Here is an 18,166-nt window from a genome sequence, read left to right as displayed (position 1 = left end):
GAAGGCATACGTGGGCAACTCGACGACCCCGGGCCGGGACACAGGGAAGGCCGGCGACCAATCCACCTCCACACCGTTCACATACAGCTCACCGAGAGAGGCGTAGAGCCGCGACGGACCACCGTCATCACGACGCAAGGTCCCCGTCACCACCGCCTCGGCGTCCACCGCCTCGACGGTCTCCTGGAGTGGCACGGTGAGCACAGGATGCGGGCTGACCTCCACGAAAGTGCGGTGGCCGGCGGCGATGAGGGCTTCGATGGCGGGGGCGAACCCCACGGTCCGCCGCAGGTTCGCGTACCAGTAGCCGGCGTCCATCCCCGCCGTGTCCAGCCACTCCCCCGTCACCGTCGACAGCAAGGGCACGGACGGCTTCCGGGCCGCGACCGGCGCCAGGACCTCCGCCAGCGTTTCTTCGATCGACTCCACATGGGCCGAGTGCGAGGCGTAGTCGACGTCGATCCGGCGGGCCCGAACCTCACGCTCCCGGCACACGTGCATCAGCTCATCCAGCGCCTCCGCATCGCCGGAGACCACTACGGACGTGGGGCCGTTGACGGCCGCTATCGAAATCCGGCCGTCCCACGGCTCGATCAGGTCGGACGCCTGGGACGCGGACAGAGCCACCGACACCATCCCGCCACGGCCGGACAGCGCACGGGTCGCCTTGCTCCGCAACGCCACCACCCGCGCGCCGTCCTCCAGCGTCAACGCTCCAGCAACGCAGGCCGCGGCAATCTCCCCCTGGCTGTGACCGACGACCGCCGCAGGCTCCACACCATGAGCCCGCCAGACCTCGGCCAACGAGACCATCACGGCCCACAACACCGGCTGGACCACATCCACCCGGTCCAAACCCGGGGCGCCCTCAGCGCCCCGCAGCACACCACTCAACGACCAGTCCGTGAACGGCTCCAACGCCGCCTCACACTCCGCCAACCGAGCCGCGAACACCGGCGAGGAGTCCCACAACTCCACCGCCATCCCCACCCACTGCGACCCCTGCCCCGGGAAGACGAACACCGTCCGGCCCGGATCACCCACAGCAGCGGCCGACTCCAACTCCCGCAGCTTTGCGATCAGTTCATCGGTGTCCGAGCCCACCACCACCGCCCGGTGCTCGAACGACGACCGCGACGCCACCAACGACCAACCCACCTCAACAGGTGACCAGCCGCTGTCCGCCACCCGCGACGCCAACCGCTCCCCCTGCGCCACCAACGCCTCAGCAGAACGCCCGGACACCACCCACGGCACGACCACACCCGAAGCCGACGACGGCGCGCCGGCCGCTGCCTCCGTCGGCTCCTCCTGCCCGGGCGCCTCCGCCTGCTCCACGATCACATGCGCATTGGTCCCGCTGATGCCGAAGGAGGAGATGCCGGCGCGGCGCGGGCGGCCGTTCTCCGGCGTCCACGGACGGGCCGCGGTCAGCAGTTCCACCGCGCCCGACGACCACTCCACATGCGGCGACGGCTCGTCCACGTGCAAGGTCCCCGGCAGCTCGCCGTGCCGCATGGCGAGCACCATCTTCATGACACCCGCCACACCGGAGACGGTCTGGGTGTGCCCGATGTTCGACTTGACCGAACCGAGCCACAGCGGCCGGTCCGCCTCCCGCTCCTGCCCGTACGTCGCCAGCAACGCCTGCGCCTCGATCGGATCGCCCAGCGACGTCCCCGTACCGTGTGCCTCCACCACATCCACCCCGGCGGCCGACAGCCCGGCGTCGGCGAGCGCGGCACGGATCACCCGCTGCTGCGAGGGACCGTTCGGCGCGGTCAGACCGTTCGAGGCACCGTCCTGGTTGATCGCCGTGCCGCGGACGACCGCCAGCACCGGGTGCCCGTTGCGGCGGGCGTCCGAGAGGCGTTCCACCAGCAGCACACCGACACCTTCGGAGAGCGCGAAGCCGTCGGCCGCCGCCGAGAAGGGCTTGCAGCGGCCGTCCCGCGCCAGCCCCCGCTGCCGGCTGAAGCCGATGAACGGCCCGGGATCGGCCATGACCATCGCGGCTCCGGCGACGGCGAGCGGGCACTCCCCCGAGCGGAGTGCCCGCACCGCCATGTGCAGGGCGACCAGCGACGACGAGCATGCCGTGTCGACCGTGACCGCCGGGCCTTCCAGTCCCAGGGTGTAGGCGACCCGGCCGGAGGCGACGCTCGCGGCCGCCCCGGTCGCGAAATAGCCCTCGAACTGCTCGGGGTCCGACGTGCGCAGCCGGTTCCCGTACTCCTGGTCGGTGACCCCCATGTAGACACCGGTCCCGCTGCCGCGCAGGGACTTGGGGTCGATGCCCGCACGCTCGAAGACCTCCCAGGAGGTCTCCAGGAGCAGCCGCTGCTGCGGGTCCATGGCGATCGCCTCGCGGGGCGAGATCCCGAAGAACCCGGCGTCGAAGTCACCGGCATCGCGCAGGAATCCGGACTCCCGGACGTAGCTCCTGCCCGGCTGGTCGGCATCGGGGTGGTAGAGGCCGTCGAGGTCCCAGCCACGGTCGGTGGGGAAGGCGGACATCGCGTCGACGCCCTCCCGGACGAGCCGCCACAGGTCCTCGGGCGACTGCACACCACCCGGGTACCGACAGGCCATGGACACGATGGCGATCGGGTCATCGTCGGCGGGAGCGGTGGCGGGGAGGGAGAGGAGAGCGGACGACGTGGCCGGCGGTGTGCCGCGTTCCTCCTCGCCGACCAGTTCGGCGCCGACGTAGTCGGCGAGCGCCGCCGGGCTGGGATGGTCGAACACCACGGTCCTGGGCAGCCCCAGCCCGGTGGCCCGGCCCAGACGGTTGCGCAGCTCGACGGCGGTCAGCGAATCGAAACCCAGCTCCTTGAAGGGGCGTTCGGGGTCGACCTGTGCTGTCCTGTCGTGCCCGAGCACCGAGGCGACCTGCTCACGGACGAGGTCCAGCAGTGCCGCGGTGCGCTGCCGGGCATCGAGCCCGGCGAGCCGCTCGGCGAGTGGCGAACGTGCCGTCCCGAGCTCGGCGCCGCCGTCGTCACCGTCTCCGTCCGCGGCCTCCGCCAGTTGTGGGATCTCGCTGAGGAGTCGGCTGGGCCGTACGGAGGTGAAGACGCTGCCGAAGCGCTGCCAGTCGACATCGGCGACCGCGATCGAGGTCTCGTCGTGGTCGAGCGCCTGTTGGAGGGCGGTGAGAGCGGTGTCCGGGTCGATGACGGGCACGCCACGGCGCCGCAGCACGTCGTGAATCGAGTCGGAGATCATGCCGCCGCCGGCCCACGGGCCCCAGGCGACCGACAGGACCGGCAGGCCGTCGGCCCGGCCGCGTGCGGCGCGGGCGTCGAGGAGCGCATTGGCGGCGGCGTACGCGCCGTGCTCGGCCACTCCCCACGTGCCGGAGATGGAGGAGAAGTAGACGACGGCGTCGAGTGATGCGGGATCGAGTACGGCGGACAGATGGTCGGCTCCGGCGACCTTGCCCGCGAGCGCGGCCGCGAGGTCGTCCGGCCCTGCCTCCGCCAGCGGGCCGAGGGCGCTGACACCCGCGGCGTGCACCACGGCGCGGACCGGTGCCCCGTCCTGCTCGATCTGCCGTACGAGATCCGTCACCGCCTGCTGATCGGCGATGTCGCAGCCCGCGACGGTGACCTGGACGCCCCGGTCACGGAGTTCGGAGCAGAGTGCGGCCACGCCGGGGACGTCGGCGCCACGGCGGCCCGTGAGGACGAGGTGTTCCGCGCCGTTGGCGGCGAGCCAGCGGGCGACATGGGCACCGAGCGCTCCCGTGCCGCCGGTGACGAGGACGGTGCCGCGTGGGCGCCAGGAGCGCCGTGGGGTCTTCCCGGCCATCGGCGCGGGGACGAGCCGTCGTCCGAACACGGCGGCCCCGCGGACGGCAAGCTGATCCTCGTCACCACCGCCGGCCAGGATCCGCGCCAGCAGCGCCACTTCCTGGCCGTCGGCCGCCGCCTGGCCGGGCAGGTCGACGAGACCGCCCCAGCGCTCCGGATGCTCCAGCGCGGCGACCAGGCCGAGCCCCCAGACCCCGGCCTGGTCGGGGTGAGCAGGCGCAGGGTCCGCGGCGGCGACGCGGTCCACGCCATCGCCGGTGGGATCGGCCGTGGCGGCATCCCCCGTGGCCTCGACCGAGGTGCCGGTGGCGACCGCGCCCCGGGTGACGCACCACAGCGGGGCGTCGATCCCGGCCTCTCCGAGTGCCCGGAGCAGTGCGAGGGAGAGCGAAAGGCCGGTGGGTACGCAGGGCCGGGTACGGTCCGGCCGTTCGTCCAGGGCCAGCAGGGACAGCACACCGGCGAAGGGACCGGAGGCGGCACGCACCAGATCGGCGAGCCCAAAACTGTCGTCCACGGTCAGTGCGTGGGTGCGGGCGCCCGCTTCCCGCAGTGCCGCGCGGGCGCCGCGCACCAGCGCGTCGTCCTCGTATCCGGCCGGTACCACCAAAAGCCAGGTGCTGCCTTCCAGTTGGCGGGCGGCGGGTTCCGCGAGGGGCCGCCACACGACGCGATAGCGCCAGCCGTCGACCGTGCTCCGCTGCCGCCGGTTCTTGTGCCACGAGGACAGCGCGGGCAGCACCTCGTCCAGGGCCTCGGCGCCGGGCAGCCCGAGCGTGCCCGCCAGCGATGCGGCGTCCTGGTCCCCGACGGCCGTCCAGAACGCCGCCTCCTCGGGGGAGGCGGCGACGGCCGGCGCCTCCGGCTCCGGCCAGAAGCGCTGTCGCTGGAATGCGTACGTCGGCAGCTCCACCCGGTGCGGCCGGCGGTCGGCGAAGACCGGGGACCAGTCGACGTCCACGCCGTGCGCATACAGCTCACCGAGAGAGGTGAGGAGCCGTGGCAGACCACCGTCGTCCCGCCGCAGCGTGCCGGTCACCACCGCATCCGCGCCCGCGTCCTCCACGGTCTCCTGAAGCGGCACCGTGAGCACAGGGTGCGGGCTGACCTCCACGAAAGTGCGGTGCCCGGCGGCGATGAGGGCTTCGACGGCGGGCGCGAACCCCACCGTCCGCCGCAGATTCGCGTACCAGTAGCCGGCGTCCATCCCCGCCGTGTCCAGCCACTCCCCCATCGCCGTCGAGAAGAACGGCACCTCGGACGCCCTGGGCACCACCGGCGCCAAAACCTCCAGCAACTCCGCACGAATCGACTCCACGTGCGCCGAGTGCGAGGCGTAGTCCACCTCAATGCGGCGGGCCCGAACCTCGCGCTCCTGGCACACGTGCATCAGCTCGTCGAGCGCGTCCGCGTCACCGGAGACCACTACGGACGTGGGGCCGTTGACGGCCGCTATCGAAATCCGGCCGTCCCACGGCCCGATCAGCTCCGACACCTCGGACGACGGCAGGGCCACCGACACCATCCCGCCACGGCCGGACAGCGCACGGATCGCCTTGCTCCGCAACGCCACCACCCGCGCGCCGTCCTCCAGCGTCAACGCTCCAGCGACGCAGGCCGCGGCAATCTCCCCCTGGCTGTGACCGACGACCGCCGCAGGCTCCACACCATGAGCCCGCCACACCTCCGCCAACGACACCATCACCGCCCACAACACCGGCTGGACCACATCCACCCGGTCCAAACCCGGGGCGCCCTCCGCCGCACGGAGCACCTCGCGCAGCGACCAGTCCGTGAACGGCTCCAACGCCGCCTCACACTCCGCCAACCGGCGCGCGAACACCGGCGAGGAGTCCCACAACTCCACCGCCATCCCCGCCCACTGCGACCCCTGCCCCGGGAAGACGAACACCGGCGACGAAGCGGGGGCGGTGGGTACGGAGCCGGTGGCGGTACGGGGGCCGGGGTCGGCCTCGGCCACGGAGTGCAGGTCCGCGAGGAGGGCGGCGCGGTCGGCGCCGATGAGCACCGCTCGGTGGTCCAGTGCCGCGCGCGTCGTGAGCAGGGAGTGTGCGACGTCGTACGGTGCGGCGTCGGGGCGGGATTCGAGGTGGGTGGCGAGTGCGGCGGCCTGGGCGCGCAGTGCTTCCGGGGTCCGGCCGTGCACGACCCAGGGCACGACCGGCTGGGCGCAGCGGTCGCCGTCCGCTCCTCCCGCGCCGCCCGGCTCCGCCGCGTCGAGTCGTGCGTCCGGGGCTTCCGGGGCTTCCGGGGCTTCCGGGGCTTCCGGGGCTTCCGCCGGAGGCTGTTCCACGATCACATGCGCGTTGGTGCCGCTGATGCCGAACGAGGAGACGCCGGCCCGGCGCACCTGCCCGTTCGCCTGCCACGGCTGGTCCGTGGCGAGCAGCCGTACCGTGCCCGCCGTCCAGTCCACATGCGGGGACGGCGCGTCGAGGTGCAAGGTTTCGGGGAGGACGCCGTGGCGCAGGGCGAGCACCATTTTGATGACCCCGGCGACACCGGCGGCAGCCTGGGTGTGCCCGATGTTGGACTTGAGCGAGCCGAGCCACAGCGGCCGGTCCGCCTCCCGCTCCTGCCCGTACGTCGCCAGCAGCGCCTGCGCCTCGATCGGGTCGCCGAGTGCCGTGCCCGTGCCGTGCGCCTCGACCGCGTCGACGTCGGAGGGCCGCAGGCCGGCGGCGGCGAGCGCGGCGCGGATCACGCGTTCCTGCGAAGGGCCGTTGGGGGCGGCGAGGCCGTTCGAGGCGCCGTCCTGGTTGGTGGCGCTGCCGCGCAGCACGGCCAGCACCGGGTGGCCGCTGCGGCGGGCGTCCGACAGGCGTTCCAGCAGCAGGATTCCGGCGCCTTCGCCCCAGGCCGTGCCGTCGGCGGCCGCCGCGAAGGGCTTGCAGCGGCCGTCGGGCGCGAGTCCCCGCTGGCGGCTGAACTCCACGAACATGCCGGGTCGGGCCATCACCGTCGCGCCGCCGGCCAGCGCGAGGGTGCACTCCCCGGCGCGCAGTGCCTGCGCCGCGAGATGCAGTGCCACCAGGGAGGAGGAGCACGCCGTGTCCACGGTGATGGCCGGTCCTTCGAGACCGAGGGTGTAGGCGATGCGTCCGGAGGCCACGCTCGTGGTGGTGCCGGTCAGGACATGGCCCTCGACCTGCCGGCCCGCCTGGTGCAGCCGGGGGCCGTACTCCTGGGCCATGGCCCCGACGAACACCCCCGTGAGGCTGCCGCGGGCCCCCGTCGGGTCGATGCCGGCCCGTTCCAGCGCCTCCCACGAGGTCTCCAGCAGCAGCCGCTGCTGCGGGTCCATCGCCAGGGCCTCGCGCGGCGAGATCCCGAAGAAACCGGCGTCGAAGGACGCGGCGTCGAGGAAGCCGCCCTCGCGTACGTAACTGGTGCCCGAGCGTCCGGGATCGGGGTCGTACAGCCCGTCGGTCTGCCAGCCGCGGTCGGTGGGGAACGGCGATATCGCGTCGACCCGGTTGCGCAGGATCTCCCAGAGGTCTTCGGGCGACCGTACGCCGCCGGGGTAGCGGCAGGCCATCGCGACGATGGCGATGGGCTCGTCGGGGTCCACGGCCGGGCCTCGGGTCCGTTCCACCTCGTGTGCGCCGCCCAGGAGTTCGGCGTCGAGGAAGCGGGCCAGCCGGGTCGGTGAGGGGTGGTTGTAGAGCGCGGTGGACGGGAGTCGTACGGCGAGCGCCCGGTTCAGCCGGTTCCGCAGTTCCTCGGCGGTGACCGAGTCGAAGCCCAGGTCCTTGAAGGTGCGGGCGGCGTGGAGCGCGGCGGGGTCCCGGTGACCGAGCACCGCGGCGGCGTGGTCCCGTACGACGTCGAGGGTGGGCCGGGTCGTCCCGGGGCGCTCGGTCGTGGTGGTGGCGGGCCGGTCCGGCGCGGCGGGGGACGTGGGGCGGGGGTGCCCGGCGCCGGGTTCCACCCAGTGCCGTTCACGCTGGAAGGCGTAGGTGGGGAGGTCGACGAGCGGGGGGCGGGGGGCAGGGAAGGCCGGGGACCAGTCGACGTCGACGCCTTGCACATGGAGCTCGCCGAGTGAGGTGTAGAACCGGGCGAGGCCGCCCTCGTCGCGGCGCAGGGTGCCCACGACCACGCCCTCGGCGCCCACGGCCTCCACCGTCTCCCGCACCGGCATGGTCAGGACGGGGTGCGGACTGACCTCCACGAAGGTGTGGTGCCCGGCGGCGGTGAGGGCTTCGATGGCGGGGGCGAACTCCACGGTCCGTCGCAGGTTGGCGAACCAGTAGCCGGCGTCCATCTCCGCCGTGTCCAGCCAGTCCCCCGTCGCCGTCGAGAACAGCGGCACGGCGGAGGGCCGGGGCGTGACCGGCGCCAGGACGTCCTTCAGGGTCTCCTCGATCGACTCCACCTGCGCCGAATGCGAGGCGTAGTCGACCTCGATGCGCCGTGCGCGGACCTCGCGCGCCCGGCACGCCTCCACCAGCCGGCCCAGAACATCGTCATCACCGGACACCACCACCGACGACGGACCGTTGACCGCCGCGACCGAGATCCGACCACTCCACGACTCGACCCACTCCTCCACTTCGGGCCGGGGCAGTGCCACCGACACCATTCCGCCGCGGCCCGACAGGGCGCGGATGGCCTTGCTGCGCAGCGCCACGACCCGGGCGCCGTCCGCCAAGCTCAACGCCCCGGCGACGCAGGCCGCGGCGATCTCCCCCTGGCTGTGACCGACGACCGCGGCCGGCTCGACACCGTGGGCGCGCCAGACCTCGGCCAACGACACCATCACGGCCCACAACACCGGCTGGACCACGTCGACCCGGTCCAGCCCCGGGGCGTCCTCGGCCGCCCGGAGCACACCACTCAACGACCAGTCCGTGAACGGCTCCAACGCCGCCTCACACTCCGCCAACCGAGCCGCGAACACCGGCGAGGAGTCCAGCAGCTCCACCGCCATCCCGGCCCACTGCGACCCCTGCCCCGGGAAGACGAACACCGCCTTGCCGGAGCGGTCGGTCACCGTGTCACCGGTGCGACCGGTCACCGCGCCGATCGTCACCGCGGCGTCGGGGCGCCCCTCCGCCAACGCCCGTAGCCCGACGGTGAGTTCGCCGGTCCCGGAGCCCACCACGACCGCCCGGTGCTCGAACGACGACCGGGACGCCAGCAGCGACCAGCCCACCTCCACCGGCGACAAGCCGCTATCCGTCACCCGCGACACCAGTCGCTCCGCCTGTGCCGCCAGGGCGTCGGCGGACCGCCCGGACACCACCCAGGGCACCGCCACGGCCGCCTCCGGAGCCGACGCGGCGCCGTCCCGGCCGGCGGCGGTCGACGCGTCTCCGGAGTCCTCGGTGCGTGCCACGATCAGATGCGCGTTCGTGCCGCCCATCCCGAACGAGGAGACACCGGCGACGAGTTGCCGCCCCTCCGGTGCCGTCCATGCGCCGGACTCGGTCTGTACGCGCAGGTTCAGGGCGTCGAGCGGAATGTCGGGGTGGGGTGTCGCGAAATTGAGGCTCGGGACGAGGTGGCCGTGCTCCAGGCACAGCACCACCTTCAGCAGTCCCGCGATGCCGGCGGCGCCTTCGAGGTGGCCGATGTTGGTTTTGACCGAACCCACGGGCAGTGGGCTGCTCCGGCGCGGGTCGGTGCCGAACGCGGCGCCGAGCGACGCCGCCTCGATGGGGTCACCGACCTTCGTGCCGGTGCCGTGCAGCTCCACATAGCCGAGGTCGCCGGGGTGGATGCCGGCGCGTGCGCAGGCCAGGCGCAGCACCTCTTCCTGCGCGCCGGCGTCCGGGGTGGTGAGGCCGGGTCCGCCACCGTCGTTGTTGACGGCGCCGCCGCGGATCACACAGTGGACGTGGTCGCCGTCCGCCCGTGCCCGGGAGAGGGGCTTGAGGACGAGGAGGCCGCCGCCCTCGCCGCGTACGAAACCGTCCGCGCGGGCGTCGAAGGTGTGACAGCGGCCGCTCGGGCTGAGCGCGCCGAAGCGGGCCATGGCGAGGGTGCTCTCGGGGACGAGGTTGAGGTGTACCCCGCCGGCCAGCGCGGTGTCGCAGTCGCCGCGGCGCAGGCTGTCGCAGGCGGTCTGGACCGCGACGAGGGAGGAGGACTGGGCGGTGTCCAGGGTCATGCTGGGGCCGCGCAGGCCGAGGTGGTGGGAGAGGCGGTTGGCGATGAGTCCGCGGTTGAGGCCGGTCGGAGTGTGGTGGTCGAGTGCCTCCGGGCCCTGCTGGTGGACGAGTACGGCGTAGTCCTCGACGGTGGCTCCGATGTACACCCCGGTCCGGTGGCCGTGCAGCCGTTCCGGGCGGATGCGGGCGCTTTCCAGTGCCTCCCAGCCGAGTTCGAGGGCCAGGCGCTGCTGGGGGGCCATCGACCGGGCCTCGCGCGGGGAGACGCCGAAGAAGGCGGCGTCGAATCCGGCGACGTCGTCGAGGAAGCCGCCCCGGGGCGGCTCGGACAGCCCTGACTGCGCGAGGAGTTCGGTGGTCCAGCGGTCGGCCGGCGCTTCGGTGACCGCGCTCCGGCCGTCGCGCAGGAGGCGCCAGAGGGCGTCGGGGTCGGCTGCCCCGGGCAGGCGGCAGGAGAGGCCGATGACCGCGATCGGCTCGCCGTCCGGCGAGGGAATCGTGGAGCCCGCGGGTTCCGACCCGTTCATCAATCGCACTCCCTACGCGAAGCGGCACAGTCACGGCTGGAGTTCACCGTTCCACAGCGGCGGGCCGCGAAAGGCGGGGCGCAGGCCACCTCTAGGGGAACTCCTAGGCGCGGCGGAGAGTCCTTCCGTACCGCTCTGAGCAGGGCTTCCGCAGCGGTGTGCGGCATCCGCCGGGAGCCTTGGCCGCTGCGGCCGCGGCACCCTTCCCCGGCCGCTCGGGCGCGGCCGCCGCCGGCTCGTCCGCGGGCGGGCCGCAGAGACTAGGTGAATGCCAGGACTCCCCGGTGCAGGCTGCGGGAGGAGAGGTCGGCCGTGCGGTGCCGCAGACCCATCGGCGGTGCCGTACACCCATCAGCGTGGAGGGGCGCAGCAATGCATATGGACAGCACAGTGGAGCCTTCGTACTCATCCGGCTCCGCGGTGTCTTCCCGGCGGGCGGTGGCGCTGTCGTCCCGGTTGGCCGCTTCGGGGCTGGCCACCGAGGGCGGGGTGATGAGCAACGAGGCGTTCCACGCGTGGTTCGAGGAGCGGCAGCGCACCCATGCCCTCCAGGTCAGCCGGATACCGTTCGGGGAGTTGCGGGGCTGGGGCTTCGCTCCGGGGAGCGGGGACCTGCGGCATGACAGCGGGCGTTTCTTCTCCATCGGGGGCCTGCGGGTCCGCTCCGACTACGGGCCGGTCCGCGAGTGGTGCCAGCCGATCATCCACCAGCCGGAGATCGGTGTGCTGGGCATCGCGGTCCGGGAGATCGACGGGGTGCTGCACTGTCTGATGCAGGCCAAGCCGGAGCCGGGGAACGTCAATGCGGTGCAGCTCTCCCCCACGGTGCAGGCCACCAAGAGCAACTACACCCGGGTGCACGGCGGTTCCGCCGTGCCGTACATGGAGTGCTTCGTCGACCCCGATCCGCGCCGGGTGCTGGCCGATGTGCTCCAGTCCGAGCAGGGGTCATGGTTCTACCGGAAGCGCAACCGCAACATGGTGGTCGAGGTGGGCCCCGAGGTCGAGGCGGGCGAGGACTTCTGCTGGGTCACCCTGGGCCAGCTCGGTGCGCTCCTGCGCCGTCCCAATCTGGTGAACATGGATGCCCGTACGGTGCTGTCCTGCATCCCCGACTGGCGGGCGGGTTCCTCAACGGCCCATGCCGGGCTGCACTCCGATACGGAGATCCGCAGCTGGGTCACCGCGCGACGGGCCCGGCACGAGATCACCACCGAGCCGCTGCCGCTGCGCGAGGCGGAGGGGTGGCGCCGCTCGGAGGAGGCGATCTCGCATGAGAGCGGGCGCTTCTTCAGTATCGTCGCCGTCGATGTCCGCTCGCACCGCCGGGAGGTTCCGGCCTGGTCGCAGCCGCTGCTCGAACCGCACGGGCTGGGGATGGCCGCGCTGCTGGTGAAGCGGATCGGCGGGGTGCCGCACGCGCTGCTCAGTGCCCGGGTCGAGCCGGGGTTCCTGGATGTGGTGGAGCTGGGGCCCACCGTGCAGTGCACGCCGGAGAGCTATGCGGCGCTGCCCGCGGGTGACCGTCCCCGGTATCTCGATGTCGTCCGGGAACGCCGTCCGGAGCGGACCCTGTTCGATGCCGTGCTGTCGGAGGAGGGCGGCCGCTTCCGCCATGCCCGTAGTCGCTACCTGATCATCGAGGTGGACGAGGACTTCCCGACCGAGGCGCCCGAGGACTTCCGATGGGTGACGCTACGTCAGGTCAATGAGCTGCTGAAGTACAGCCACCATCTGAATGTGCAGGCCAGGACCCTGATCGCGGGGATGAGAACGCTGCCGTAGCCGGGCCGGAGGGGTTCGGGGCCGGTACTCCGGGGCAGCCCGGAGTACCGGTGTCCGCTGCGTTTCCGGCGCACGTGGAGAATGCGGAGCGGAGCTGCCGGGTGCCGTTCAGGCGACGGACCGGGTGGCCCGGTCGAAGATGTCGGCGAGCTGCCTGCCGTAGGTTTCGAGGTCGACGCCGGGGGTGAGCATGTGGTGCCGCAGGGTGTTGTCGATGGCCCCGCGGATGGCCACGGCCATCACCCGGGGCTCCACGTCCGCGAACTCCCCGGCGGCCAGCCCCTTGTCCAGACAGTCCACGAGCGCGTCGATGGACGCGGTGGCCTGGTTGATGGCGCCGACCGGGACGTTGTCCCGGTCACGGGTGCCGAGGATGATCTCGGCCAGGGCGAGGGTGTGACCGGGGTACTTCGCCATGAAGTCGAGATTGGACTCGATGTAGACGCGGAGCTTCGCCCGGTAGGTCTGCTCGTGCTGTACGCGGGGCCCGACGAATTCCTCGGCGGCCCGCAGGACCGTGGCCACCACCTCGTCGAAGAGCTCGGCCTTGCCGGCGAAGTAGTACGAGATCATGCCCGTGCTGCTCAGGCCGGCCCGTTGGGCGATCTTGCTGAACGAGGTGCTGGGGTAGCCGTGCTCCGCCACCGTGTCGATGGCCGCCCGCACGATCTGGGCGCGCCTGGCCTCCTCGGTGAAGGTCCGCCCGCCGTGCTCACTCACCCTCTTCGCACTCACGAGCAAAAAGTAGCATAGGCAAGCAAGAAGCGTCTTCGGTCCGGTGCGGGCCGGAACATGCTGGTGGCGGTGCCTACCTCGGCCCGAGGCGGCGTGATCCGGTTCCCGCGCGCAGACTTGTCAGGCGCCTCGCGCCCACGAGACGCACGGCATCGGCGGCCGACCGGCACTGGTCAGCGATCCGCGGTCAGGGGGCCACCGTCAGGGGCCTGCGGGTTCCGGGACCGTCGGCGTCCCCGCGCACCGGCAGCCCGGGGTGGCGGGCAGGGCGGCGCATCCGCTGCCGGTGCGGTCGTGCCGGACGATGGCGGTCAGTGCCCACTCGACATGGTCGAGGTGAGCGGTCATGGCCCGCTCGGCCCCCTCCTCGGAGTGCTCGACGATCGCCTCGACGATCGCGCGGTGCTCCCGGTTCGACTGCTCGCGGCGGTCCCTGGCCAGCATGTCGAGAAAGGTGGACTGCCGGGCCAGGGCATCCCGGATCTCCTCAATGACCTTGCGGAACACCGGGTTTCCGGCCGACTGGGCGATGGAGATGTGGAACAGGGTGTCCAGAGCGACCCAGGCCGTGGTGTCGGTCTGCCGCTCCATCCGTACGAGCAGCCCCTCGAGGAGATCGAGGTCGTCCCGGGTGCGCCGGGTGGCGGCGTAGGCGGCGACCGGGATCTCGACGTGCCGCCGGGCCTCGACGAGGTCGCGCGAGGAGTACGCGCCGAAGGTGGGATTCTCCGTCGCTCCCGGCGAGGCGACGTATGTCCCCTTGCCCGCGCGGGAGGCCGTCAGCCCCATGGCCTGCATGGCGCGGAGCGCCTCGCGGACGACGGAGCGGCTCACCTCGAAGCGCTGCCCCAGCTCCGCCTCCGAGGGGAGCTTGTCCCCGACCACGTAGTCGCCCCGCTCGATGGCGCCACGCAGGTCACGCAGCACGACCTCCATCGCATTGACGCGCCGAGAGGGCACCCGTGCTGTCCTGCTGTCCAGGTCGACCATGCGTCGCATCCTGTGGTCGCCCCGCGAAACGCGTCAACGACAAGGGGGGAACTTCTGAGCTTTTCCCTAGAAGAGTGGCCGAACTCGATCGCCCGAAGCCCCTGGAACCAGCCACGACCTGCATCGATGCAAGAGGGGACCATTGGCGGCGCAGAGAAGGACGTTGGTCCGGTTGACGCCTCTCACCTGGAGTTCGACGATGCGTCGTGAACTTGTCGGACAGCCGGACAGGCACGACTGAGAGGTTCGTTCCGGCTGCCCGTTCACCACCCCTCGGCGCGGCGGCCGGACCGGCCCGTCCCGGCCACGAGCCGGGGCCACCGCCGGCGAAGGAGAAGCCTCAGATTCTCCTCAAGGCCCTCGCAATACACCGGAGATGGGTGCGTAACATTGGTCACACCGTTACGGCCCGGCAGTCTCCTCGCGGAATTCTGCTTTGCCGCCACCGTGCGATCCATGGTGCCGGCGCCACTCGGAGCCCGACGCCGCACCGCGTCCCGGCCCCCGCGAAAAATTTCATGACGGACGCCGTTCGCAGTCAAATCCCTTTCCCGGGAGAGGCTACCGCCGAGTATTTCCTTCCAGCCCTTCCCGGATCCGCCAGAACCTTCCTTCGATTGCCGCCGGGACCACCCGTTCCACGCCCCTAAGAAGGGGTTCTCAGAACGATGTGGCAACCTTGAACGCAGCGAATACGAAATACCCGTGAACCGCACCGCCGTTGGAAGGTGAAGACCGACAGGAAGCAACAGCAGAAACCAGCTCACCGCAATCCACGCCGGGCGCTCGGCGTGAGCGACAGAAACCCAGCAGGCTGCCTCGACCGCACTGCCCAGCCGGATTTTTGCACTTCCTGCCCCTCCTCCAGCGCCACTCACGTCGGCACGTCCGTAGCCGTACGCACCCTGTGCCCCGAAGTCCGACGGGGGCGCGGCCGGGAAACCCCCGGTGCCGCTCCCCGCTCGGCCGCGCAGCGTGCGACACCTTCGGCACCCGCCGCCGCGACAACAGCCCGCGGTCTGAAGGGATCTGAACCTGATGTTGCTGGACCGCGAAGTTGAACTGGACCTGACAGACACCGCCCTGAGGAGCGGGCGGGGTGCTCTGGTCCTGGTCAGCGGTCCGTTGGGGGTGGGCAAATCAGCCCTCCTCGACGGCATCGGTGCACTCGGCGCGGCGCAGGGAGCCCAGCACCTGCGGGCGAGCGCGGCCCCGATGGAGCGGGGCTTCTCCCTCGGCGCGGCCCGCCAGCTCCTGGAGCCGGCGCTGCGGCAGGCCCCGCCGGAGACGAGGGAGCGATGGACCTCGGGCGCCGCGGGTCATGCGCGCAGCGCGCTGGACGCCGACCGGCCCGGCGGCACCGGACCGTCGGAGAGCGTTCTGGGCGGCCTCACCGCGATCATCGAGAACATGGCCCGCGACCAGCCCGTTCTGATGCTCGTCGACGAGCTGCAGTGGGCAGACCCGGCGACCCTCCGGTGGCTGCGGCACCTGAGCGGGCGGGCGGCCCGCCTGCCGGTACTGCTGGCGTGCGCCGTACGCGAGGGCGACACCTTCACCGGGCATCCGGCCGTCCAGGACGTCGTCGAACAGGCCACGCACATCCTGCGCCCCGGGAACCTCGCCCTGCACGACACCCGCGAGCTGATCCGGCGGCACTACGGGGAACCGCCGGACGAGGCGTTCACGGCGGCCTGCCACCGGTCCACCGGCGGCAATCCCCTGATCCTGAGCTGCCTTCTGGCGGATGCGGCGCCCCGGAGCCTCCAGCCGGCCGCGGAGAACGCCGAGGCGGTGGGCGCGCTCCGGCCGGCCTCGCTGCAACACCGGCTGCTGCTCCGCCTGGACGCGCAATCGAAGCAGGTCAAAAGGGTTGCCTGGGCGGTGGCCGTACTCGGCGACGCCACGAACCCCGAGCTGCTGAGCAGGCTGGCCGAGGTGGACTCCGCCGGGCGGGACCACGCCCTGCGGCAGCTGACGGATCTCGGCCTGACCACCGGCATGCAGAGCCCCCGGTTCGTCCACTCCCTCGTGCGGACCGCGGTGGCGGAGGGCATCCCCCCGGTGGAACGGACCGCCATCCATGCGCTCGCCGCCGAGCTGCTGCACCGGGCCGGCCGGCCGCCCGAGCAGGTGGCGAGGCATCTGATGGCCCTGACGACACCGACCTACACCTGGGCCAACGAGGTGCTGCGTGCGGCGGCCGGCGCCGCGCAGCGCAGGGGCGCACCCGAGGTCGCCGCGGGCTACCTGCGGCGGGCGCTGATGGACTGCTCACCGGCCGACGACCGGGCGGATCTGCTGATCGACCTGGCCACGTCGGAACGCAGCTTCGCCCCGTACGCGTCCGTGCGGCACATCGCCCAGGCCGTTCTGCTGTGCGACGGACCCGTACAGCGCGCCCAGGCCGTGGTGCGGCTGGCGCCCAGCGTGTACTCCTCGACGCTGCTGCCCGTCCACGAGCTGCTGCACGAGGCAGCGGACGCGCTGGGGCCCGGGGACCGGCTGCAGGGACCGGACCGGGAGCTGGCACTGCGCCTGGAGGCCCGCATCCGGCAGTCGGCGCTGTCGGATCCGGAGCAACTGGCCGACTCCGTGGCCCGTCTCGTCGGTCTGGGCCCCGAGCCGAAGACGGACACCGTGGCCGAGCGGGAACTGCTCGCTCCGCTCATCGGTGCCGTGACGTTCTCCAACGCACTGCCGGCCCATGAGGTGGCGCCGCTGGCGAACCGCGTCCTGGAGCGCGAGCCGGCCCTGCCCGCGCATGTGCACACCACCATGCCGCTGGTGGTGGCCAGCCTCGTGGCCGCGGACTCCGTCGACGGGCTGGCTTCCTGGCTCGACGCGGTCCAGGAGAACGCGGTGGGCCGGCAGACGCGCGTGGAGCAGGCCCTGATCGGCACCGAGCAGGCGCTCGTCTCGCTGGCCCGTGGCCGGCTGACCCAGGCCAAGCAGCAGGCGGTGGCCGCCTTCGAGCTGGCCGGGGAGAGGCACGAAGAGGTCTTCACCGTGTCCTCCATGACCCTCGCCACCTGCGCGATCCTCACCGGGGACAACCAGCTCGCCGACCGGCTGCTCGCCGTCAAGTACCGGGCGGAGGACGACCCCTACGTGTGGTCGGGGCTGGCCATGCTGAAGGGGCAGAGCGCGGCGCGGAAGGGCGATCTGGACGCCGCGCTGGGCTGCTTCCTGGACGCCGGACGCCGTCTGGAACAGTGCGGATGGCTCAATCCGGCGCTGCTCCCCTGGGCCTCGGCCGCCGCGTTCTTGCACCTCTACCTCGGCGAGCGCACACAGGCACGGGAGCTGAGCGCGCTGGAGGTGGAACGGGCCCGGGCCTGGGGTGCGCCGGGGCCGCTCGGCCGGGCGCTGCGCGTGTACGGCCATATGGTCGAGGGCCCGGGCAGCACCGAGGTGCTGAGAGAAGCGGTGGACGTCCTGCACATGTCCGCCAACCGCTTCGAGCTGTGCCAGGCCCTGCTGGATCTCGGCGAGCGCCTCGGCCCGGCCGACGCCCGTGGCCGCGCGGCACTGCATCAGGCCTACACGGAGGCCGTCGAATGTGACACCCCCTGGCTGGCCCGCCGGGCGGAGGAACTGCTCGCCGGGGCGCCGCCGGACCCGGAGGCCACCCGCGGTCAGCTCACCCCGTCGGAGCGGAAGGTCGCCGAGCTGGCCGCCTCGGGGCGGACGAACCAGGTGATCGCCGGCGAGCTGAACATCACGTGCCGCGCAGTGGAAAAGCATCTGACGAATTGCTACCGCAAGATGTCAATTCCCGGGCGAGTACATCTCGTCACCGCATTGGGAGAACTCGACCGGCAGTCCGACTCGCCCGGCGCGGCGGCGCCTTACTGACTCCGCACGGCAGCATCTGATTGATCCGGCGCGTCCTCGTCTTTGTGGTACCGGCCGGCGTCGCTCGACGGCGCCGGCCTCTCTCAACAATCCCGTCATGACCAAGAGTTATTGCTACCGCACCGTATTGATACCGAACCACCGCACCGGGACACCACAGTGTTTTGCCAACTGCCACATGTCGCGTTGACTCTCGGTAGGCGGCGTTCCTAGTCTCGGAACAGCGGAATACCAATGCAAAGAAAGGCACTTCGCTCCGCAGACCGAAGGAGCGAGGACGACCAATGCCTCATTCGGCCGTCGGATTTCCCGGTGCGTC

General features: G+C 72.0%; 5 protein-coding genes. 2 read left to right on the top strand and 3 right to left on the bottom strand.

Annotated elements, in window-relative coordinates; genetic code table 11:
- Window positions 1-10,479 (bottom strand): type I polyketide synthase (locus AB0411_RS13305; protein WP_366417384.1); only part of this gene is annotated, 10,479 nt, incomplete at its 3' end.
- A gap of 378 nt (window positions 10,480-10,857) precedes the next feature.
- On the opposite strand from AB0411_RS13305, the gene AB0411_RS13300 reads away from it, so the two are divergent.
- Window positions 10,858-12,264 (top strand): NDP-hexose 2,3-dehydratase family protein, encoded by a 1,407-nt coding sequence (locus AB0411_RS13300; RefSeq protein ID WP_366417383.1) that lies wholly within the window; start codon window positions 10,858-10,860, stop codon window positions 12,262-12,264.
- A 108-nt stretch (window positions 12,265-12,372) separates the two neighbouring features.
- On the opposite strand, the gene AB0411_RS13295 is transcribed toward AB0411_RS13300, so the two are convergent.
- Entirely contained in the window at window positions 12,373-12,999 is a 627-nt protein-coding gene (locus AB0411_RS13295; RefSeq protein WP_366417382.1) for a TetR/AcrR family transcriptional regulator, read from the bottom strand.
- Window positions 13,000-13,200: 201 nt separating this feature from the next.
- Window positions 13,201-13,989, bottom strand: coding sequence for a FadR/GntR family transcriptional regulator (locus AB0411_RS13290; RefSeq protein ID WP_366417381.1), 789 nt, complete (start codon window positions 13,987-13,989; stop codon window positions 13,201-13,203).
- 1,038 nt (window positions 13,990-15,027) lie between these two features.
- On the opposite strand from AB0411_RS13290, the gene AB0411_RS13285 reads away from it, so the two are divergent.
- Window positions 15,028-17,847, top strand: a complete 2,820-nt coding sequence (locus AB0411_RS13285) for a helix-turn-helix transcriptional regulator (RefSeq protein WP_366417380.1) — start codon at window positions 15,028-15,030, stop codon at window positions 17,845-17,847.
- The last annotated feature ends 319 nt before the right edge of the window (window positions 17,848-18,166 follow it).

The sequence above is a fragment of the Streptomyces angustmyceticus genome (assembly GCF_040701845.1).
In the GTDB taxonomy this organism is placed as follows: domain Bacteria; phylum Actinomycetota; class Actinomycetes; order Streptomycetales; family Streptomycetaceae; genus Streptomyces; species Streptomyces angustmyceticus_A.
The sequence above is the reverse complement of the archived record's forward strand: the minus strand, read 5'-3'. Positions and strand labels throughout refer to the sequence as shown.